The following is a 19,385-nucleotide window of genomic DNA, read 5'->3' on the forward strand; positions in this document are numbered from 1 at the left end:
AAGCCGGCTCTCGCGCCTGACCGGGGTGGGAGCTGCCTTGGGACAACGACACGCACAACACCAGACGCTTGAGGCGCCTCGCACGGTAGCGACGGGCGTCAGCCCTCATCCGCGCGAGCAGATCGCCGACCGGCCTCGAAAGATCGTCCATCCGATGAAGATTTGCTTCGTAGTTGATAAGTTCCCCTCTTTGTCGGAGACCTTCGTCCTCGACCAGATAGAAGGGTGCCTCGAGCGCGGCATGCAAGTCGGCGTCGTCTGCAACGAGACGTCCTTCGGCAAGGACAGCAACATCGACGATCGCCGCTGGCAGGCTCTCCCTGGCAAGGTCGTCTGCTGGTGGGGCGGGCTGGGGCGCTTTCGCCCGACGCTCAGGAGATGGTCGGGCAGGTTCTGGGATAAGCTCTCGACCGCTATCGACATCGCTTTTGCGCGCAAATTGCAGGACGCCGATGTGATCGTCGCGCATTTCGGCAATAACGGCATGCGCGTCGCCCGCGCCATGAAACGAGGCCGGATTTCCGCTCCGCTGGTGACCATATTCCACGGCCGCGATGTTGGCGAACCGCTGCATGACAACACGCTCACGCGCTACAAGGTTGTCTTCGACAAGGGCGTTCTCCAGCTCCCGGTGAACGCGTTTTTCCGCGACGCCCTGATCGGCGTCGGCGCACCCCCCGCGCAAGTCATGGTTCACCATATGGGCGTGCGGCCCGGTGAGATCGGCTACCATTGGCGTTCCTGGGACCGGGACACGCTGTCCTTCATCTCGGTCTGCCGGCTGACCGAAAAGAAGGGCATCGAATTCGCCTTTCGGGCGCTCGCCAGCCTGCCGCGGCGCGACTGGGTCTATTCGGTGATTGGCGGCGGCGAATTGCTGGAAGAGTTGAAGAAGCTCGCCGCAAATCTCGGCATTGCCGACCGGGTGACTTTCCTCGGGCCGCGTCCGCACGCCGAGGTCAAGCAGCGCCTGCGCAATGCCCACGTATTCCTGCTGCCTAGCGTTGCCGCGCGAGACGGCGATCTCGAGGGTATTCCGGTGGCGCTGATGGAGGCTATGGCCGCCGGGCTGATCGTCGTCAGCACCTATCACTCGGGCATCCCCGAACTGATCGAGGATCAGGAGACAGGCTTCCTCGCACCGGAGCGAGACGTTGCGGCGTTGGCCCGCAAGCTTGTCTGGGTGGCCGAGAACCCGGACAAATGCGAGCGCATCGCACGTGCGGCGCGCCGCAAGATCGAGCAGGATTTCAACGCGGACGTACTCAACGAACGTTTTGCGCAGATCGTTGCTCAACTGGCCGAAGCCAGGCAGCCGGCATGAACGCCAACCCGCCCCCCCAGTTCGGTCGCGTCGCCCTGCGCGGCGGCGTGGTGACGATCGGCGCGCAAGGCTTTAAGATGGCGATCCAGTTTCTCTCCGTCATCGTGCTTGCGCGTCTGCTCGTGCCCGAGGATTTCGGCCTGGTGGCTTCCGTCGGGCCGATCGTGGCCTTTGTCGGGCTGCTTCAAAATCTTGGCCTGCAACAGGCCGTGGTCCAGCGCAAGGATATCAGCACCGAGCAGCTCAACCAGGTATTCTGGATCAGTGCGCTGGTGGGGATAGGCAGTGCCGTGGTGGTTGCATGCCTGGCGCCCGCCATCGCTGCCTTCTATGGCGATCAACGCATGGTGGGGATCACCATCGGCTCTGCCTTGCCGCTGCTGCTTGGCAGCCTCGCCGCGGTGCCGCTGGCGCTGATGAACCGTCACTTGCGCTTTGGCCAGCTCGCGCTGAACGACGTGATAACCGCTGCTGCCGGACTTGCGACTACCGCAATCGCCGCCTATGCGGGGCTGGGCTACTGGTCGCTGGTCATCGGCCCTGCGGTATCGGCCGTTGTCGCGCTGGCCGCGGCATGGCAGGTGGCGCGCTGGACGCCGTCGCGGCCGGACCTGAAGGTCGATACCGACATATTGTCTTTCGGCGCCAATCTGACCGGCTTCAATCTGGCCAACTTCTTCTCGCGCAATCTCGACAACATCCTGATCGGAAAATATTCGGGCGCGATCGAGCTCGGCTATTATGACCGCGCCTACAAGCTCCTGCTGTTTCCGCTGCAGAACATCAACCAGCCGCTGACACGCGTGATGGTGCCGCTGCTGAGCCGCATCCATGAGGACAAGGCGCGGTTTCGCGACATCTATGTGCGAACCAATTGGATGCTGGCGGCCATCACTATGCCCGGCATCGCGGCGCTGACGCTGACGTCGGACCAGGTCGTCGGGCTTCTCTTCGGCGAGCGCTGGACGGCGGTGGCGCCGATCTTCGCCTGGCTGGGCATCGCCAGCCTGATCCAGTCCGTCTCGAGCACCACCGGCTGGATCTTCATCTGCCAGGGCAAGACCAAGACCATGTTCCACTGGGGCATCTACTCGTCGCTGACGACGGTCGCCGCCTTCATCATCGGCCTGCACTGGGGCGCCGTCGGTGTCGCGGCGGCCTATGCGATCAGCGGCTATGTGCTGCGCGTCCCGGTGCTTGCCGTTCTTGTCCACCGGGTCGGCCCGGTGACCGCAGCCGACTTCCTGGTCATGCAGGGGCTTTTCATCGCGTCATCGCTGCTTGCCTGGTCCGTGTACCGGGAGTTGCCGGCATCGCTGACCAGCCAGTCAGACCTGCTCGCGGTGGTCCTGGCGGTTGCCCTCAATTATTCGATCGGCCTGGTCCTCATGCTTGCCCTTCGCCAGTCGCGCAGCGCCCTGTTCACCACGCTTTCCAGCGCCATGCGCAACGCCCGCTAGGCCGGCAATCACCGGCCTCAAAAGCTCACCTGCCGACATCGCCGACGCATGCTCCTCAAGCACTGCCTGAAGGCTCGTCCTGCGATAGAGGTCGAGATTGGCGGTAAGTCTGCCGAGCTTCTCGCTCGCTTCCTCGGGCGTCACCGTGTCGATGTCGAGCAGCAGGTCGGCGACGCCGATCCGCTTGGCAAGTTCCTTGGTCTTGAATTCATAGGCGATCGGCAGCACCGGCGTGCCGACGCAGAGCGACATGATCATCATGTGCATGCGCGTTGCGACAACGAAGTCGAAGCCTTTCACCAGTGCCATCAGTTGCTCCGGCGTGTGGAACGAAGCGTCCACGCTGACATGCTTGGCGATCTCCGGATCGAGTTCGGCAACGATAGCCCGCGCCGTCTTGGAATCGTCATGGGCGTATTCCGGCACGCCCTGGCAGGTGGAGACGAAGGTGACCTCCTTGGCGTGGTCCCTGACCAGGATGGTCGCGATCGCACGGATCGAGTCGATGTAGCGGCGCATGCCGCCCTCGCCGTCGCTGACATAGTTCCAGTGACGGACGGAAATGGCGACGCGGCCGGTGACGGTCGCCGACTGGCCGGAGGCCAGAATTTTTCCGATCCTGTCGGTGTCGGCCAGGGCAAAGACGGCGTCGGCCACGACGTGGCATTTGCCGGGGTCTTTCACCATGTCCACAATGTGGCCTCGCGAACGTTCGTCGCGCAGCAGGATGAGCGGGCTCCGATCGAAGATTGGGCTCAACTCCTGGCGATTGTAACTTTTGTTGAACGGGCCGAGCGATTGCGTGAAGAAGACGGGGTCCTTGCCCAGAATCGCGTCGATCCGGAATTGATTGAGTCGCCGTTCCAGATTGTAAGTCTCGACAAGATAGGTTCCGCCTGTCGTGACCACGAGGTCGGCGCCTTTGTAGATCTCGAGACCACGGCGATTGCTTGAGCTGAACAAACGCCCGAGAACGCCGCGGATGCCGAACCGCCGCAGGGCATTGAGGACGAGCCGATTGTAGATCGGCTTGAACAGGTTCTTCAGCCCGCTGCCGTATTTGTAGCGGAACAGCGATTCCGACAGCAGCTTGTGGAATTCGAGATCAGGATACTCTTTCTTCGTGTAGAGCCTCGCCGCCACCTCCGGCTGGCTGTCGAAGACGCAGAACTGGATATCGTCTTGCACGATCGTCTTGAAAACATGGCGGATCGCCAGGAGAATCGCTGCATCCCCGGTATTCAGGCAGACGGTGTTTTCAACCGCGATCTTCATGGAATGACCTCATTTCGTGAGTAGTCCCGTGCTTCCATCGACGGGTGCGAAGGGGCGGATTGCAGGCGGGTTGGCCGAAAATGCTGCACGCCAAGGATGGTCCTCGCGTCGTGATTATTGGCGCGCAGCCCGATGGCAGGCCAACGCGCGGTCCATGTGGCCCAAGCAGAGCGAGATTAACCCATCGATTTTGCAGTGCAACAAAAAACGGGGATCTTTGCTACGCTGCAACCAAAAATGTTGCGATGCAGCAAGAGCTGTACTAGCATTGTCGCGGGCGGGCCAACAGCGGTCGAGTTTTCATGCTGCATGTCTTGTACTTGGTACACGACGTCTCCGACCCGGCAGTGCGCCGGCGGATCATAATGCTCAAGGCAGGCGGCGCCCAGGTTACGCTGGCGGGCTTTCGTCGTACGGCAAGCGCAGTTGCTGATGTCGAGGGCTTGCAGCCGATCGATCTCGGCCCGACTCGTGATGGCCGATTCGCCCAACGTCTGGCCGCGATCATGAAGGCAGTCGTCTCGACCGGCTCGAAGCTGGGCTCAATGCCACGGCCCGACCTCATTATCGCGCGCAATCTGGAAATGCTGGCGCTTGCCCGCCGCGCCAGGTCGGCTTTCCAGGCAACGGTGCCGATCGTCTACGAGTGCCTGGATATCCATCGCCTGCTGCTTCGCGACGATCCGCTGGGCTGGGCGATGCGCGGCGCAGAACGCTTCCTGGCCAGGGATGTGAAGCTTCTGGTGACCAGCTCTCCGGCCTTCATCGCCAACTATTTCAAGCCGTTCGGACAGATTGCCGCCCCGGTCGAACTGCTCGAAAACAAGTATTTCGAGCCAGCCGCGGCCTCGCTGGATGACCGCGCGGCGCCGGAGAACCCCGTAGCGCCGCCTTGGCGGATCGGCTGGTTCGGGGCGCTTCGCTGCCGTCGCTCCCTGGAGCTTCTGGCCGAATTTTCGCGCCGCCTCGACGGCCGCTTTGAAATCGTCCTCAGGGGCCGGCCGGCGCTGTCCGAATTTCCCGATTTCCACGGTTTCGTCGAATCGGAACCCTGGCTCTCGTTTGGCGGGCCCTACCGCAATCCCGAGGATATGGCGGCGATCTATCGCGAGGTCCACTTTTCCTGGGCCATCGACTTTTTTGAGCAGGGCCTGAACTCCGAATGGCTGCTGCCCAATCGGCTCTATGAGGGCTGCCGCTTCGGAGCCGTGCCGATTTCGATGGGAGCCACCGAAACCGGCCGGTTCCTTGACCGGCAAGGCATAGGGGTTCTTTTGCCAGAAGCCACGCCCGAGGCGCTCGAAGCCGCCGTCGGCACGATGGAGCAGCATCGGTTCGAGACATTGAGGGCGCGTGTTCTCGCCCGCAATCCGCGCATATGGAGCTACGACCGCGCCGATTGCCGGGCGCTCGTCGAAAAGCTCCGCGGGCTGACTGCGGCTCCCGGTCCATATGCTGCCGAAGCATTGGCATAGAAGGACTGCCGATGACGCAAACCGAAATTCCATCCTGCATGATCGTGGTTCCGTGCCTGAACGAAGCAGCCCATATCGGCGCGTTGCTTCGAGAGCTCCGCCCTGCGGCCGAGAGGCTGGGCGCCGTGATCATCGTTGCCGATGGCGGCAGCACGGACGGCACCAGGACGATCGTCGCGGACATCGCCGCAAAAGATCAGCGGGTGATCCTGCTGCACAATGAAAAGCGCTTGCAGAGCGCGGCAATCAATCTCGCCGTCGCCAGGTTCGGGGAAGGCGTCGACTATCTCATTCGCATCGACGCGCATGGCGGCTATCCTACGGATTATTGCGACCGGCTGGTCGAAGAAGCGCAGGCCACCGGTGCGGATTCGGTCGTCGTCTCGATGCTGACCAGTGGCAGCGGCATGGTTCAGAAAGCAGCGGCAGCGGCGCAGAACTCCAGGCTCGGCACCGGCGGCTCCAAGCACCGGCATCTTTCGGCGGGGGAATGGGTCGATCATGGCCACCACGCACTGATACGGATATCGGCCTTCACCGCGGTCGGCGGCTATGACGAAACCTTCAGCCACAATGAGGATGCCGAACTCGACTATCGGCTCCGCCAGGCCGGCTACCGCATCTGGATGACCGGCAAGACGCAAATGGTCTACTACCCGCGCTCCTCGCTGAAGGGCCTCTATTTTCAATATCTCGGCTATGGCCGTGGCCGGGCGAAGAACGTTCTCAAGCACCGCATGATCCCGAAGATCCGGCAGATGGTGCCGCTTCTGGTGTTCCCCGTGGTTCTTCTCGCCGCCTTTTCCTTCGTCCACTGGCTGGCGGCCGTGCCGCTTTTGCTATGGGCGTCGGTCTGCCTCGGCTACGGCTTTTGGACCGCCGTCAGCCAGCGCAAAGCCGACATTGCGCTTGCCGGGGTCTCGGCAATGGTCATGCATTTCGGCTGGTCGGTCGGTTTCTGGCTGCAACTGCTCGCACCGCGACCGCAGCGCGGGGTGGCGTGATGGACCCCCTCAGGAAAAATCGAAGCATCGATATCTGCGTCTGCACATTCCGCCGGCCGGAGCTTGCCGACACGCTTCGCTCCATAGCGGTCATGGACATGCCCGCGGGGTTCGACGTCGGTATCGTCATCGCCGACAACGACGATACGCCGACGGCCGGAACGCTGGTCGCCAAGCTGGCGGGGGAGTTGAAGCTGCCGGTGACCTACCGGCACGCCCCGGCCCGCAACATCTCGATCGCGCGCAACGCTTGCCTCGATACCAGTGCGGCGGATTTCGTCGCCTTTATCGACGACGACGAGACGGCCACCGCTGGCTGGCTTGCCGAACTGGTGGCGACGGCGGAAGCAACAGGTGCTGCGACGGTGCTTGGGCCGGTGCAAGCCCGTTACCTGCCGGATGCGCCCGCCTGGATGCGCAAAGGCGATTTCCACTCGACCTTGCCGGTCTGGGTGAGCGGCGAAATCCGCACCGGCTACACCTGCAACGTCCTGCTCAGGATTGGCGCTGAGAGCCTGCGCGGCCGGCGCTTCAGCCTGGCACGTGGCCAGACCGGCGGCGAAGATACGGAATTTTTCGACCAGATGGTCAAGTCCGGCGGCCGCATCGCCTTTTCGCCGGAGGCTTGGGTCGACGAAGCGGTGCCACCTGCCAGGGCGGCATTCGACTGGCTCGGCCGCCGCCGGTTCCGCGTTGGGCAGACGCACGGTCATCTTCTGGGGCGCAACGCACACGGCCTTGCCCGGCTCAAGCAGGTCGGCATTGCCGCGGCAAAGGCCGCCTACAGTTTCCTGTCGGCAATTCCGGTCGCCATCGACCCCGTACGTCGGAACCGCAGCCTGCTTCGCGGCATTATGCATGTCGGCGTCGTCAGCGGCCTCGTCGGGGTTCGTGAAATCCGCCAATACGGCCTGTCTTCGCCGCAGCAAGGGGGCAAGCGTGCAGCCTGACGTGAGCTTCGTGATTGCCGCCTACAATGCCGAGGCGACCATCGATCGGGCGATTGCCAGCGCCGTCGCCCAGCGCAATATCAGCGTCGAGGTCATCGTCGTCGACGACAAGTCGCGCGACCGGACGCTCGACCTGGCGAGATCGTACCCCGAAGACATCGTACGCGTTGTCGCGCTTGAGCAAAACCGTGGCCCCGGCGGCGCCAGGAATGCCGGCCTTGAGCTTGCACGCGGCAGGTGGGTCGCGGTCCTCGATTCCGACGACGCGGTCTATCCCGGGCGACTCTGCACCATGATCGAACGCGCGGAGAAAGCGGGCGCCGAGATCGCGGTCGATAATCTGCAGGTCGTTCGCGAGGATGGCGTTGCCGAAGAGACGATGTTCCCGGCCGACTATCTGGAAGGCCTCGGTTCAATCTCGCTGGCGGATTTCATCGGCGGCAATGTCCTCTTCGAATCGAGGTTCAATCTCGGCTACCTCAAGCCGATCTTCCAGCGCCGGTTCCTGAACGAGAACGGGCTTCGTTACGATGAAAGCCTGATCATTGGCGAAGACTATATCCTCCTGGCCAGTGCTCTGGCTAAAGGCGGCAATTGCGTGGTCGAGCCGACGACGGGCTATATCTACCACATTCGCACCGGTTCCATCTCCCGGGTGCTCGAACTTCATCACGTCGAGGCGATGCGCAGGGCCGATGCCACCTTCGCCGCGACCCATTCCATGGATGCTGCGGCCGAGGCGGCGTTCGCCAGGCGCGCTCGCAGCCTGCGCCGGGCGGCATCATTCCTGTCGCTGGTCCAGCACATCAAGGCGCGGTCCCCGCTCAAGGCGATATGGACGGCGCTCAGCGATCCGGCGGCGGTTCGGCATATGAGCATGCCGATCGCCGTCCGGCTGCGAAGGGTAGCGGCACAGTTTGCCGTGGTGGCGGGGAGGTGAAGGGCTGCAGGTGAATGAAGACAGTTTCGCCGCCTGCGACAGGGTTGAAATCGATCTCCTCAGAAGGAACATGCAATGAAAAAAGTCAGGAAGGCAGTCATACCGGTGGCGGGGCTCGGAACGCGGTTCCTGCCGGCGACCAAGTCCATGCCGAAGGAAATGCTGCCGGTGGTCGACAGGCCTGTCGTGCAATATGCGGTTGACGAGGCGTTCGAGGCCGGCATCGAGCACATCGTCTTCGTCACCGGCCGCAACAAGGCGGTGATCGAGGACTATTTCGACCTACATCCTGAACTGACCGGAACCCTGGAGCAGAGCGGCAAGAAGGCGCAACTCGAATCGCTTGAAAGCCTGCTTCCCGTCGCCGGCGCGACGAGCTTCATCCGCCAGCAGTCGCCGCAAGGCCTCGGCCATGCCGTCTGGTGCGCGCGCGAAGTCATCGGTGACGAGCCCTTCGCATTGCTTTTGCCGGACATGGTGTCCTTCGGCGGGCGCGGGTGTCTCGCCGAGGTCGCCGATCTTTATGCGCAGACTGGCGCAAACGTTATCGCCGTCGAGCGTTGCGATCCGACCGAGACCAGCAAATACGGCATTGTCGGGCGCGGCGCTGATGTCGGCACGGGCTTCGAGGTGACGGCCATGGTCGAAAAGCCGGCTCCTGCCAACGCGCCGTCGAACTTCTACATCAACGGCCGCTACATCCTGCAGCCCGAGATATTCTCGTTGCTGGCCAGCCAGCAGCGCGGCGCCGGCAACGAAATACAACTGACCGACGCAATGGTGCGTCTCGCACAGACCCAGGCCTTCTTCGCCCAGCCTTTCGACGGCCGCATGTTCGACTGCGGTTCGAAGGAGGGCTTCATCCAGGCCAATGTCGCTTTCGCGCTGGCGCGGGAGGACATGAAGGGCCCGATCTTCGAGATGCTGCAGGAATTCGTACGGTCGCATCAGCGTCGGGAAGAAGCCGCATAATGTCCATTTTTTCGAGGCATTGTGGGTGCGGCTGATGACGCAGGACAGGCCGTTGCGCCGCGCGCGACGCGCACTGTCCGGCGCAAGGTTTGCACCCTATGTCCCGACCTTCGAGGCGGTAGCGCCTGCAAACTAGAATTGGACCGAAGATGAACTATGCCAATTTTCCTGTCGACAAGAGGACGCCATTGCCGGCTTCAAATGCGGCAAACGCCGAAGATTTCATCGACATCGAGCGCCTGCTTGGCATGGCCGCGCGGCAGGCGAAAGTGGTTGCCGCCTGCGCCGTCATCGGTCTCTTTCTTGGCGTGCTCTACTTGCAGACGACGCCTCCTACCTATGTGGCGACGAGCAGCGTGCTGATCGACGAAGGATTGAACAAGGTCGTCGACGACATTTCGGCGGCGTCGGTCAGCATGCAGACCGACTCCGCCGTTCTGAGCCAGATCGAAATACTACAGTCGGCCAGGCTGGCTGGGGTGGTCGTCGACAAGCTGAAGCTCGATCAGAACGACGCTTTCATGAACCCTCCGACATCGGCCCTGTCGAAGGTTGCTGGCTTTGTTCGCGGTATCATCCAGTCTGTCCGCCCCAAGCGCGCCGCGAGCACAACCGATGTCGCTCAGCTTGATGCTGCGACGCGTGACGCGATCACCGCATCGTCGTCGCCCCGCGACTATGCAATCTTCAAACTGCAGACCCAACTCGATGCCGAGCGGATCGGCCGAAGCTTTGTCATCAGCATCTCCTTCCAGGCGACGGATCCGGCGCTTGCGACCGCCATCACCAAGGCCTATGCCGACGCCTATCTCGCCGATCAGCTCGATGCCAGCTTCGACGCGACCGAGCGGGCGGCGGTCTGGCTGCAAGGCCGGCTGACCGAGCTTCGTGAGAGCTCCCAGGCGGCTGCACTAGCGGTCGAAAAGTTCAGGGCCGAACACGGATTGGCCGTCAATGACGGCCAGCTGATCAGCGACAAGCAATTGTCCGATCTCAACACCCAGCTGATCGTCGCGCAGGCCGATACCGCACGTGCCGGCGCCCGCTATCAGCAGTACAAGTCGATCGTCGAAAGCGGCTCGGACAATGCATTCAAGGACGCCGCGATATCGAACGACCAGCCGAGCAGCTCCGTCATCACGACGCTGAAGAACCGCTATCTCACCGTCGCCAAGCGGCAGCAGGACGTCGAAGCCAATTTCGGCCCGCAACATCCGCAGGCCGTCGCGCTCGCCAAGGAGAAGGCCGACATATCGGCGCAGATTTTCGGCGAGCTGAAGCAACTGACCGAAAGCTACCGCAACGAATACGAGGTCGCTCTGGCGCGCGAAACCGCGCTCCGCGCAAATGTCGCCTTGGCGGCTGGCAAGAGCTCCATCGACAACCAGTCGCAGGTCAAGCTGCGTGAGCTGGACCAAAAGGCGACGGCGCTGTCGACGCTCTACCAGACGTTCCTGAACCGCTATGAGGAGGCCGCCCAGCAGCAATCCTTCCCGGTCGGCAAGATCCGGGTCATCTCGGACGCGACGATGCCGCAGTCGGCCGCAACCCCGCGCACGGCCATCGTGCTGGGGCTTTCGCTGGCGCTTGGCATAATGATGGGGGCAGGGGTTGGTGGCCTGAATGAATTCAGAGAACGCTTCTTCAGGACCGGCGAGGATGTGCGCGACCGGGTCGGCCTCAAATTCCTCGGCTATCTGCCGGTCATCGGCAAGGCTGGCAAGGATGACCAGCGCAATGGCGGTCAGCCTGACGTCAAGGTCGTTGAATCCAAGACCGCCAAGTCCTCTAAATCCCAGCCCTCCAAAACATTGTCGGCAGCCGAAAAACGTGCGCGGATGCGGGTAACCGTCGATGCACCGGCATCGATGTTCTCCGAGACGCTGCGCAACGCAAAGATCGCCTTCGACGTCGTCATGGAGGGCCAGGGCAGCCGGGTCATCGGCGTGGTCTCGGTGCTTCCCGGCGAAGGCAAGTCGACGGTGGCGGCCAATCTTGCCGGGTTGCTTGCCGTCAACGGATCGAAAACGCTGCTGATCGACGGCGACCTGCGCAATCCCGGCCTCAGCCGCAGCCTCGGTATGGAGGCCGAGCAGGGCCTGATGGAAGCTGTGGTGAGCGGGCAGACATGGCAGTCGGTCGGCAAGATCGACCGGCAGACCAAGCTGGCTATCATCCCGGCCGTCCTGCGTGGCCAGTTTTCGCATACCAGCGAGCTTCTGTCTTCAGCCGGCATGCGGCGTTTCATCGATAACGCCAAGGAAACCTTCGAATACATCATCGTCGATCTGCCGCCGCTCGGGCCTGTCGTCGACGCCAAGGCCTTCGCTCCGCTTGTCGACGGCTTCGTGCTGGTCACCGAGTGGGGACGCACGCCGCGTGCGATGGTGCAATCCATGCTCAGCTCGGAGCCCTACATCGCCAAGAAGATCATTGGCGCGGTGCTGAACAAGGTCGAACTGAAGAAGCTGGCCAAATATGGCGCGATCGGCGGCTCGGAAAAATTCTTCGACAAATATTCGAGCTACTATCTGGAAAAATCGGAAGCGCGCACCAGGGCAGCCGCCTGAGCGACGACATCGCGCTCAGGAAAATATCAACCTGGCGCGGTTGTCGACGATCCTGAGGGCGGTCAGCTGGCCGGTTTGGAAGGCGCCGGTGTCTATGCCAAGCCGGCGTCCCTCGAGCTTCGGAGTGTCGACCGGCGTATGTCCGTGCACGACATAGCGGTCGAGAAGATGCGCAGCGTCGAAGAAGTCCGAGCGGATGTTCAGCAGGTCGTCCTCGTCCTGCGCGGCGAGGTCGATGCCCGGCCTGATGCCGGCATGAACGAATACGAATTTCGCCGAACAGACCATGACCGGCAGCGCGCGCATGAAACTGACGTGGTCGGCGGGGATGATCTCCCGAATGCGCCTGTCGACCTCCTCGCTTGACCCATAGAGATCGGCCATGCGCTCCGGGTCGACGCCGTAGGAAAACAGCGTTTGCAGGCCGCCTATTGCCAGCCACGACTCTCTCGAAATGATCCCGTCGAGATAGTTCAGCATCACGACTTCGTGGTTGCCGGCGAGGCAGATGCGCTGGAAGCCTTGGAGCGGCGGCGCCAGCAGATGATCGAGCACACGCGCCGACTGGGGTCCACGATCGACGTAGTCGCCAAGCATGATGATGAGCTTGCGCCCTTCGAAGGGCGCCGAATCGAGCAGGATCTTCTGCTCCAGGGCGCGGAGTTCCTTGTAGCAGCCATGCACGTCGCCGATCGCATAGACGACTGCGCCCCGCATATCGATCTCCAGCCGCTGGCGTGCCGCGGCCTGGGGCTTTCTCGATCGCTGGAACAGGGTCACGTATGGCATCTCGCATGGCTGTGGGTGCGTCTCGATTCCGAAACAACATGACGACACCGCGCGTGGATACCACGTCCGGCGCCGGTCGTTCCATACCGGAGCTTCGGACGCAACTCGGCTTCGGCGCCCCTTACAGGCCGATGCCGCGCCGGTTCAGCGCGGCGGTGATCTCGTCGAGGATGGCCGGGTCGTCGATCGTTGCCGGCATGGCCCATTCCTCCTTGTCGGCGATCTTCTGCATGGTGCCGCGCAGGATCTTGCCGGAGCGCGTCTTCGGCAGGCGCTTGATCGTCACCACCGTCTTGAAGGCAGCGACCGGGCCGATCCGTTCGCGCACCAGGGTGACAACCTCATTTTCGATGATGCCGGCGTCGCGGTCGACGCCGGCATTCAGCACGACGAAGCCGAGTGGAACCTGGCCTTTCATAGCATCGGCAATACCGACGACGGCGCATTCGGCGACGTCGGGATGCGCGGCCAGAACCTCCTCCATGGCGCCGGTCGATAGCCGGTGGCCGGCGACATTGATGATGTCGTCGGTGCGAGCCATGACATAGAGATAGCCGTCCTCGTCCATCATGCCGGCATCCGCGGTTTTGTAGAAGCCGGGGAACTCGTCGAGATAGGCTTGGCGAAACCGCTCGTCGGCATTCCACAGCGTCGGCAGGCAGCCGGGGGGCAACGGCAATTTGACCACGACGTTGCCAAGCGTGCCACGCTTGACCTCATGCCCGGCATCGTCGAGCACGCGGATGTCATGACCGGGCATCGGCACGCCGGGCGAGCCGTATTTGACCGGCAGCAGGCCTAGTCCGGCGGGGTTGATGGTCATCGGCGAGCCGGTCTCGGTCTGCCACCAATGGTCGATCACCGGCACGGTCAATTTCTGCTCCGCCCATTTGATGGTTTCCGGATCGGCGCGCTCGCCGGCGAGGAACAGCGTCCGGAATTTGGACAGGTCGTATTTCGGGACGAATTCGCCCCTCGGGTCCTGTCCCTTGATGGCGCGAAAGGCGGTTGGCGCGGTGAACAGCGCGACGACGCCATGCTCGGCGATCACACGCCAATAGGTGCCGGCATCGGGCGTGCCGACCGGCTTGCCCTCGAACAGGATCGTTGTGCAGCCATGCAGCAGCGGGCCGTAGACGATATAGGAATGGCCGACCACCCAGCCGACATCGGAAGCCGCCCAGAACACTTCGCCCGGCTTGACGCCGAACTCGTTTTCCATCGACCATTTCAGCGCGACCATATGGCCGCCATTGTCGCGCACGATGCCCTTCGGCTGGCCGGTCGTGCCCGACGTGTAGATGATGTAGAGCGGATCGGTGGCAAGCACCGGAACACAGTCGACATTGGCACCAGCGGCCCGCTCGCGCGCCACGGCGTCGGCATAGTCGATATCGTGGTTTTCCCTGAGTTCGCAGCGCAGTTGGTCGCGCTGCAGGATAAGGCAGCTTTCCGGCTTGTGCCGCGACATCTCGATCGCCTTGTCGAGCAGCGGCTTATAGGCAACCACGCGCCCTGGCTCCAGGCCGCAGGAAGCGGAGATGATCAGCTTCGGCTTGGCGTCGTCGATGCGGGTGGCGAGCTCATGCGAGGCAAAGCCGCCGAAGACCACCGAATGCACGGCGCCGATCCGCGCACAGGCAAGCATGGCGAAGGCTGCTTCCGGTACCATCGGCATGTAGATGATGACGCGATCGCCTTTTTGGATGCCACGATTCTTGAGCACCGAGGTCAGCGCGACCACCTCGCGCTTCAACTCGGCATACGTGAATTTCCTGATTGTGCCCGAAATCGCGCTGTCATGGATCAACGCGATCTGGTCGGCACGGCCGCCCGCCACATGACGATCGACGGCATTGAAGCAGGTGTTGCACGAGGCGCCAATGAACCACCTGCCATAGACGCCGGCATTGGCGTCGAACACCGTCTCGAAGGGCGAGAACCAGTCGATTGCGCCGGCGGCATCGGCCCAGAATTTTTCCGGGTCGCGTTTCCAGCCGTCATAGACCTCGTGGTAGCGTGACGCCATCCAGCTTCCTCCCCAGGAATGTTTGCTGTCCTTGAAATAGCGTATGCTGGTTTGTGTAACCATGTATTTGTGCGTTTCGTTTGCTGTCGTTCTAACTTGGCCGCAAGTGCGGGTCATGGTGGTCTGGGGGCCGGTATCGTTCGAATTTTCGGCATTAGGGGCAGGGCGCGATGAAATTGCGATATGAGCTTGGGTTTGCCGCGGTTGCGACGCTGGCGGTGGTGCTCGCTTCAGCTGCTCAGGCAGGCGACGCGGCGGCCCGGCGCGTCATCGGCTTTTCGCCAGACGGCAACTACTTCGCCTTCGAACAGTACGGCACGCTCGATGCCGGTGCTTCGGATTCGGGCTGGTCGGAGATCGACATCATCGACACGCGGACCGATGAGTTCGTCGGCGGCAAGCCGATCGTCATCGCCGACGAGACGGAGGATTCGACATTGACGCTTGCGCAGGCGAGGGCACAGGCCGCCGAACTGGCGGCGCCCTTGCTGGCCAAATATGCCATCGCGCCGCGCGGCGAGCGGACTGCCTTGGACAGGTTCACCTTTCCCGACGACATGGTCGCCTACAATGACATTGCGCGCCTCGAGCAGGTTTCGCAAAAATGGCTTTCGCCGGCCTATGACGAGCTTGGCACCATCCAGCTCGAGCAGATCCGTGCCGACAGCACGGCGGATTGTTCAGCGAGTTTCGACGCGACGCAGCAAGGCGAAACGACCGGCAAGGCGCTCGGCTTTCGCCTGACGCTGCAGGGTCAGGACGGCAAGCCGATCAAGCTGCTGCATGAGGACAAGGCGGTGCCCGGTTCGAGGAATTGCCCGACTTCCTACAGCCTGTCGGAATCTTACGCATTCACCCCGGATGGAAAACCGGGCGTGCTTGCGGTGCTCGTGCAGCGCTTCAGCCAGGGATTTGAAGGGCGCGACCGCCGTTTCATCGCCGTGACTGGCCAGGTGCATTGAGGCAACGCGCTGAGACGTAGTCCGCTACCCGAGTTTGTTGTCCCTAAAGCGGGAGGGCAGCGAGCATAAGTCCGACCCCGCCGACGATCAGCAAGGCGGCTGCCAGCACCTTTCCATGGCGCTCGAAACCCGTCGGCGCCCGATCCCAATTGTAACGCATGCTCGAACTCCCCAAACCCGCAGATTCTTTATCTTACGCAGGGTGAGGAGGGCAACTGTCTGGCGATGCGCGGCGTTGCCGATACCGGTCTTGTCACCGACTATTTCTGGGGCATTCTCCGCCGCTACATGCCCCAGCGCAGCGCGGCCGTATGTACCGGTGCATCCCACCAAACAGCCGCCTCGTCGTCGAGCATGCTCAGCGTGATCGAACAGCCGGCCATGTCGAGCGAGGTCACATAGGACCCGACCAGCGACCGGATCACCGTCACGCCGTGCTTCTCGAAGATTTTGCGGGCGCTGTTGTACATCAGATAAAGCTCCATCAACGGTGTGCCGCCAAAGCCGTTGACGAAGAGTAGCGCCTGGCCTCTGGCACCGTCGCCCAGGTCACCCAGGATTGCGGTACAGATCTCCTCGGCGATAGCATCGGCGCTTTTCAATGTGTCGCGCCGCCTCCCAGGCTCGCCGTGGATGCCGACCCCGAACTCCATCTCGCCGTCGCCGATATCGAAGGTCGGCTTGCCCGCCGCCGGCACGGTGCAACTGGTCAGCGCCACGCCCATCGAGCGCGTCGCGCCGTTGACGCGCTCGCCGAGCGCCTTCAACGGCTCCAGCGCCATGCCTTGTTCGGCCGCCGCGCCGACGATTTTCTCGACCACCAGCGTGCCGGCGACGCCGCGCCGGCCGGTGGTGTAGGACGAGTTTTCGACCGCAACGTCGTCATTGGTCACGATTTGCATCACGCCTTCCGACATTTCAGCGGCCATGTCGAAATTCATCACGTCGCCCTCGTAGTTCTTGACGATGAACAGGCAGCCGGCGCCCGTATTGACGACTTCGGCCGCCGCCATCATCTGGTCAGGCGTTGGCGAGGTGAATACCTGGCCGGGGCAGGCCGCATCCAGCATGCCGTGCCCGACGAACCCTCCATGTAGCGGCTCGTGACCCGAGCCGCCGCCGGAGATCAGCGCCACCTTGCCCGGTGTGAGCAGTTTGCGGCGGACAAATTTGTGTTCCTCGCCAAGCGCCAGGATATCGGCATGCGCGGCAACGAAGCCGTCGAGGCTCTCGGTCAGCACCGTATCGACCGAATTCAAAAATTTCTTCATGGCCGTCCTCCCGAAATAGCCCAGCGTCAGCTGCCCTTGCCGGCGATGCTGGTGATCTTCTGGATGAAATCGTTGACCGCCCGGTCGAGCGCCGCGTTCTGCTTGTCGTCGCCGAAATCGGGAACGATCAGCGAGACATGGCGTGTCTTGCGCAAGCCTGCGGCCAGCGACATCTTTCCCGGATGCGCCCGATGGTAGGCCTCAAGGAAATGATCGCGTTCGGCCGGGCTGAAATGGCAGACGGAGAAGATAGCCGGCAAATGCTTCGACGGGATCGGCGTCGAATAGGCCGGGCTGGAAATCTGCGTGACGAAGCTGCGATGCTTGCCCAGCGCATCGGCGAGGCGCTGGCGCATGCCGGACGGGCGCTGGTCGATCACCTGCGACAGGATCGTCTTGTAGGCGCAGATCGCCTCTTCGGGGCCGGATTGCGACGCCTTGTCTGCCATACCGGGGCCTAGATCGAAACGTCCGCGATGGCCGCCTTGGCCATCGCGAGTTGGGCGGGAGCGACGGAGAGGTCACGCAGGCCGGTTTCGAGCAGCGCCGGGATCGAGGCGGGGTCGCCGCCGGCATCGCCACACAGGCTGACCGGGATATTATGCTCGCGGCCGAAGGCGGCAACCGAGGCGATCAACCGGAGCACGGCCGGGTGCCTGACGGAATTCAGATGTGCGACCGACGCATTGTCGCGCGCGGCGGCCATCACGTATTGGGTCAAATCATTCGAACCGATCGAGAAGAAGGCGGCCTTGGCGAATGCCTCCGGTGCGATGGCCACCGACGGCACCTCGACCATGATGCCAAGCGGCGGCATTTTGTGCGCGATGCCGCGCGCCAAAAGGTCAGCCTGCTCCTCAGCGAACAGCGCGGTGGCGTGTTCATACTCTTCCGGAACGGCGATCATCGGGAACATCACCTTCAGATTGCCGTGCATGGCGGCACGTAGCAAGGCGCGGATCTGCACACGAAAGACCTCCGGACGCATCAGCGACAGCCTGATCCCGCGCAGGCCAAGGAATGGATTACCTTCCTCGACGGTCAGGCCCGGCACAGGTTTATCGCCGCCCGCATCGACAGTACGGATCGTCACCGGCCTGTCGCCTGCCCATTCCAGCACTCTACGGTAGGCGCGATATTGCGTCTCCTCGTCCGGCAGCGTCTTGCCGAACAGGAATTCGGTCCGCATCAGCCCGACACCGTCGCACGCCGCAGCATCGATGCGGTCGACATCGGACGGATCGGCAATATTCACCTGCACGTGGACCGCTATGCCGGTCTTCGTTGCTGCCGGCCTTGTCAAATAGGCTGCCGCTTTGTCGCGATGCGCCGCGAAAGACGCTGACGATCGCCGGAATGCGTCGATCTCCGCTTTCGAAGGCGCCAACACGATGCCGCCATGTTCGGCATCGAGCAGTGCGATTCCGGCAAGCTGAGCCGGCGAAGCACCGGGCCCGGCTACCCCACGCGCTACGAGCCCCAACCCCACCACCATTGGCACGCCGCGTGAGCGTGCCAGCATTGCGACATGACTTGCGGCACTTCCGGCCGTAAGTGCTATGCCGCCGCCGGCACTCCAGTCGGTTTCGAGGAAGCGCGTCGGTGCGATATCCTCGCCGTAGAAGATCGCACCTGCCGGCGCGGCAATGTCGCCGCCCCCGGCAAGCGCGCGTAGCACCTGGTCGCGTATGTCGCGCATGTCGGCCGCGCGCGCCCGGAAATAGTCCTGCTCGGATGTTTCATAGCCGGCTATCTCGGCGTCGAGCGCTTTTCGCCAAGCCACATCAGCAGCCATGCCCTCGGCAATTCGCGCAAAGGCCGGGCCGGTCAGCGCGTCGTCCTCCAGCATGGCGAGCTGGAATTCGAGGATCCCGGCCGCCTCGCTGTCGCTGGTTTCGATCAATGTCGCGAGCCGGCCTGCGGCAATGGAGATGGCGGCCTCAAGCGCCGCCTTCTCGTCCGCGGCAGTCGCCTTGCGGACATAACGCACAGCAGCCTGGTCCAGATCGAACAGCGGCCCCTCGGCATAGCCGGCCGATGCCGAAATGCCCTGCAGCCTAAGCGGTTCGGGCATGGTCCTTGCCTTCGTCGAAATCGCGCCGCACCAGCTCGACCAGTGCGCCGACCGCCTCGCCGGCGCCGTCCCCTTTGGCTCTGATATGCAGGACAGTGCCTTTCGGCGCTTTCGCCGCCATCACCTTGACGATGCTCTTGGCGTCGAACCATGGCCCGTTGGCGGCGAGCGCAATCTCGACGTCGGCCGAAAACGTCTTGGCAAGCTTGGTGAACTTCACCGAAGGACGCGCATGCAGTCCCACCTCATGGGTGATCAGGACGCTGGCTTCGGCTGCTGCGGACATGCTT

15 protein-coding genes and 1 pseudogene are annotated in these 19,385 nt (G+C 62.8%); 9 read left to right on the plus strand and 7 right to left on the minus strand.

Annotation, left to right across the window (positions count from 1 at the left end; all coding sequences use genetic code 11):
- Positions 1 to 37 precede the first annotated feature (37 nt).
- On the plus strand, positions 38 to 1,324 hold the full coding sequence (locus NKI29_RS05285; RefSeq protein WP_352795625.1) for a glycosyltransferase: 1,287 nt from the start codon (positions 38 to 40) through the stop codon (positions 1,322 to 1,324).
- Positions 1,321 to 2,784, plus strand: coding sequence for a lipopolysaccharide biosynthesis protein (locus tag NKI29_RS05290; protein ID WP_023676315.1), 1,464 nt, complete (start codon positions 1,321 to 1,323; stop codon positions 2,782 to 2,784). The genes NKI29_RS05285 and NKI29_RS05290 overlap by 4 nt, the downstream gene beginning before the upstream one ends.
- Positions 2,785 to 3,006: 222 nt before the next feature.
- Here NKI29_RS05290 and NKI29_RS05295 read toward each other — a convergent pair.
- A pseudogene (locus NKI29_RS05295) lies at positions 3,007 to 4,059 on the minus strand (polysaccharide pyruvyl transferase family protein); the annotation flags it as partial.
- A 302-nt stretch (positions 4,060 to 4,361) separates the two neighbouring features.
- Here NKI29_RS05295 and NKI29_RS05300 point away from each other — a divergent pair.
- The 6 genes from NKI29_RS05300 (at position 4,362) to NKI29_RS05325 (ending at position 11,970) form a co-directional block, all read left to right on the plus strand.
- Positions 4,362 to 5,534, plus strand: coding sequence for a glycosyltransferase family protein (locus tag NKI29_RS05300; protein ID WP_352568348.1), 1,173 nt, complete (start codon positions 4,362 to 4,364; stop codon positions 5,532 to 5,534).
- An 11-nt stretch (positions 5,535 to 5,545) separates the two neighbouring features.
- Entirely contained in the window at positions 5,546 to 6,538 is a 993-nt protein-coding gene (locus NKI29_RS05305) for a glycosyltransferase family 2 protein (protein WP_352568347.1), read from the plus strand.
- Positions 6,538 to 7,488, plus strand: a complete 951-nt coding sequence (locus tag NKI29_RS05310) for a glycosyltransferase family 2 protein (RefSeq protein WP_352568346.1) — start codon at positions 6,538 to 6,540, stop codon at positions 7,486 to 7,488. Before NKI29_RS05305 ends, NKI29_RS05310 begins: the two co-directional genes overlap by 1 nt.
- Positions 7,478 to 8,428, plus strand: a complete 951-nt coding sequence (locus NKI29_RS05315; RefSeq protein WP_352568345.1) for a glycosyltransferase family 2 protein — start codon at positions 7,478 to 7,480, stop codon at positions 8,426 to 8,428. Before NKI29_RS05310 ends, NKI29_RS05315 begins: the two co-directional genes overlap by 11 nt.
- A gap of 75 nt (positions 8,429 to 8,503) precedes the next feature.
- Positions 8,504 to 9,400 carry a UTP--glucose-1-phosphate uridylyltransferase GalU gene (gene galU, locus NKI29_RS05320; protein ID WP_352568344.1) on the plus strand — a complete coding sequence of 299 codons (897 nt, stop codon included), beginning with the start codon at positions 8,504 to 8,506 and terminating at the stop codon, positions 9,398 to 9,400.
- A 149-nt stretch (positions 9,401 to 9,549) separates the two neighbouring features.
- A complete protein-coding gene (locus NKI29_RS05325; protein WP_352795627.1) occupies positions 9,550 to 11,970 on the plus strand; it encodes a polysaccharide biosynthesis tyrosine autokinase in 2,421 nt (806 codons plus the stop codon).
- A gap of 15 nt (positions 11,971 to 11,985) precedes the next feature.
- Here the strand turns inward: NKI29_RS05325 and NKI29_RS05330 are convergent, their stop codons facing one another.
- Together NKI29_RS05330 and NKI29_RS05335 are read right to left on the minus strand one after the other, a co-directional pair.
- On the minus strand, positions 11,986 to 12,687 hold the full coding sequence (locus tag NKI29_RS05330; protein WP_352795629.1) for a metallophosphoesterase family protein: 702 nt from the start codon (positions 12,685 to 12,687) through the stop codon (positions 11,986 to 11,988).
- 193 nt (positions 12,688 to 12,880) lie between these two features.
- Positions 12,881 to 14,788: a propionyl-CoA synthetase gene (locus tag NKI29_RS05335; RefSeq protein WP_352795631.1), complete on the minus strand. Its 1,908-nt coding sequence runs from the start codon at positions 14,786 to 14,788 to the stop codon at positions 12,881 to 12,883.
- A gap of 170 nt (positions 14,789 to 14,958) precedes the next feature.
- Between NKI29_RS05335 and NKI29_RS05340 the strand changes: the two genes are divergently transcribed.
- Positions 14,959 to 15,750 carry a DUF2259 domain-containing protein gene (locus tag NKI29_RS05340; protein ID WP_352795632.1) on the plus strand — a complete coding sequence of 264 codons (792 nt, stop codon included), beginning with the start codon at positions 14,959 to 14,961 and terminating at the stop codon, positions 15,748 to 15,750.
- Between the two features lie 284 nt (positions 15,751 to 16,034).
- Here NKI29_RS05340 and dhaK read toward each other — a convergent pair whose 3' ends face one another.
- The 4 genes from dhaK to NKI29_RS05360 are packed head-to-tail and all read right to left on the minus strand — an operon-like array spanning position 16,035 to position 19,381.
- Positions 16,035 to 17,021, minus strand: a complete 987-nt coding sequence (gene dhaK, locus NKI29_RS05345; RefSeq protein ID WP_352454687.1) for a dihydroxyacetone kinase subunit DhaK — start codon at positions 17,019 to 17,021, stop codon at positions 16,035 to 16,037.
- Between the two features lie 26 nt (positions 17,022 to 17,047).
- Positions 17,048 to 17,470, minus strand: a complete 423-nt coding sequence (locus NKI29_RS05350) for a hypothetical protein (protein ID WP_352795634.1) — start codon at positions 17,468 to 17,470, stop codon at positions 17,048 to 17,050.
- Between the two features lie 8 nt (positions 17,471 to 17,478).
- Positions 17,479 to 19,095, minus strand: a complete 1,617-nt coding sequence (gene ptsP / locus NKI29_RS05355) for a phosphoenolpyruvate--protein phosphotransferase (RefSeq protein WP_352795636.1) — start codon at positions 19,093 to 19,095, stop codon at positions 17,479 to 17,481.
- Positions 19,079 to 19,381, minus strand: coding sequence for an HPr family phosphocarrier protein (locus NKI29_RS05360; RefSeq protein WP_023676329.1), 303 nt, complete (start codon positions 19,379 to 19,381; stop codon positions 19,079 to 19,081). Before NKI29_RS05360 ends, ptsP begins: the two co-directional genes overlap by 17 nt.
- Positions 19,382 to 19,385: the final 4 nt, after the last annotated feature.

It is taken from the genome of Mesorhizobium sp. M0678 (assembly GCF_040320505.1).
Taxonomy (GTDB): domain Bacteria; phylum Pseudomonadota; class Alphaproteobacteria; order Rhizobiales; family Rhizobiaceae; genus Mesorhizobium.

What these genes read in the sequence shown, in the direction of transcription:
- NKI29_RS05330 (WP_352795629.1), bottom strand. Translation starts at nt 12,687, where the DNA reads ATGCGGGGCGCAGTCGTCTATGCGATCGGCGACGTGCATGGCTGCTAC.
- NKI29_RS05310 (WP_352568346.1), top strand. Translation starts at nt 6,538, where the DNA reads ATGGACCCCCTCAGGAAAAATCGAAGCATCGATATCTGCGTCTGCACA.
- NKI29_RS05350 (WP_352795634.1), bottom strand. Translation starts at nt 17,470, where the DNA reads ATGGCAGACAAGGCGTCGCAATCCGGCCCCGAAGAGGCGATCTGCGCC.
- NKI29_RS05300 (WP_352568348.1), top strand. Translation starts at nt 4,362, where the DNA reads ATGCTGCATGTCTTGTACTTGGTACACGACGTCTCCGACCCGGCAGTG.
- NKI29_RS05335 (WP_352795631.1), bottom strand. Translation starts at nt 14,788, where the DNA reads ATGGCGTCACGCTACCACGAGGTCTATGACGGCTGGAAACGCGACCCG.
- NKI29_RS05290 (WP_023676315.1), top strand. Translation starts at nt 1,321, where the DNA reads ATGAACGCCAACCCGCCCCCCCAGTTCGGTCGCGTCGCCCTGCGCGGC.
- NKI29_RS05360 (WP_023676329.1), bottom strand. Translation starts at nt 19,381, where the DNA reads ATGTCCGCAGCAGCCGAAGCCAGCGTCCTGATCACCCATGAGGTGGGA.
- ptsP (WP_352795636.1), bottom strand. Translation starts at nt 19,095, where the DNA reads ATGCCCGAACCGCTTAGGCTGCAGGGCATTTCGGCATCGGCCGGCTAT.
- galU (WP_352568344.1), top strand. Translation starts at nt 8,504, where the DNA reads ATGAAAAAAGTCAGGAAGGCAGTCATACCGGTGGCGGGGCTCGGAACG.
- dhaK (WP_352454687.1), bottom strand. Translation starts at nt 17,021, where the DNA reads ATGAAGAAATTTTTGAATTCGGTCGATACGGTGCTGACCGAGAGCCTC.
- NKI29_RS05325 (WP_352795627.1), top strand. Translation starts at nt 9,550, where the DNA reads ATGAACTATGCCAATTTTCCTGTCGACAAGAGGACGCCATTGCCGGCT.
- NKI29_RS05305 (WP_352568347.1), top strand. Translation starts at nt 5,546, where the DNA reads ATGACGCAAACCGAAATTCCATCCTGCATGATCGTGGTTCCGTGCCTG.
- NKI29_RS05340 (WP_352795632.1), top strand. Translation starts at nt 14,959, where the DNA reads ATGAAATTGCGATATGAGCTTGGGTTTGCCGCGGTTGCGACGCTGGCG.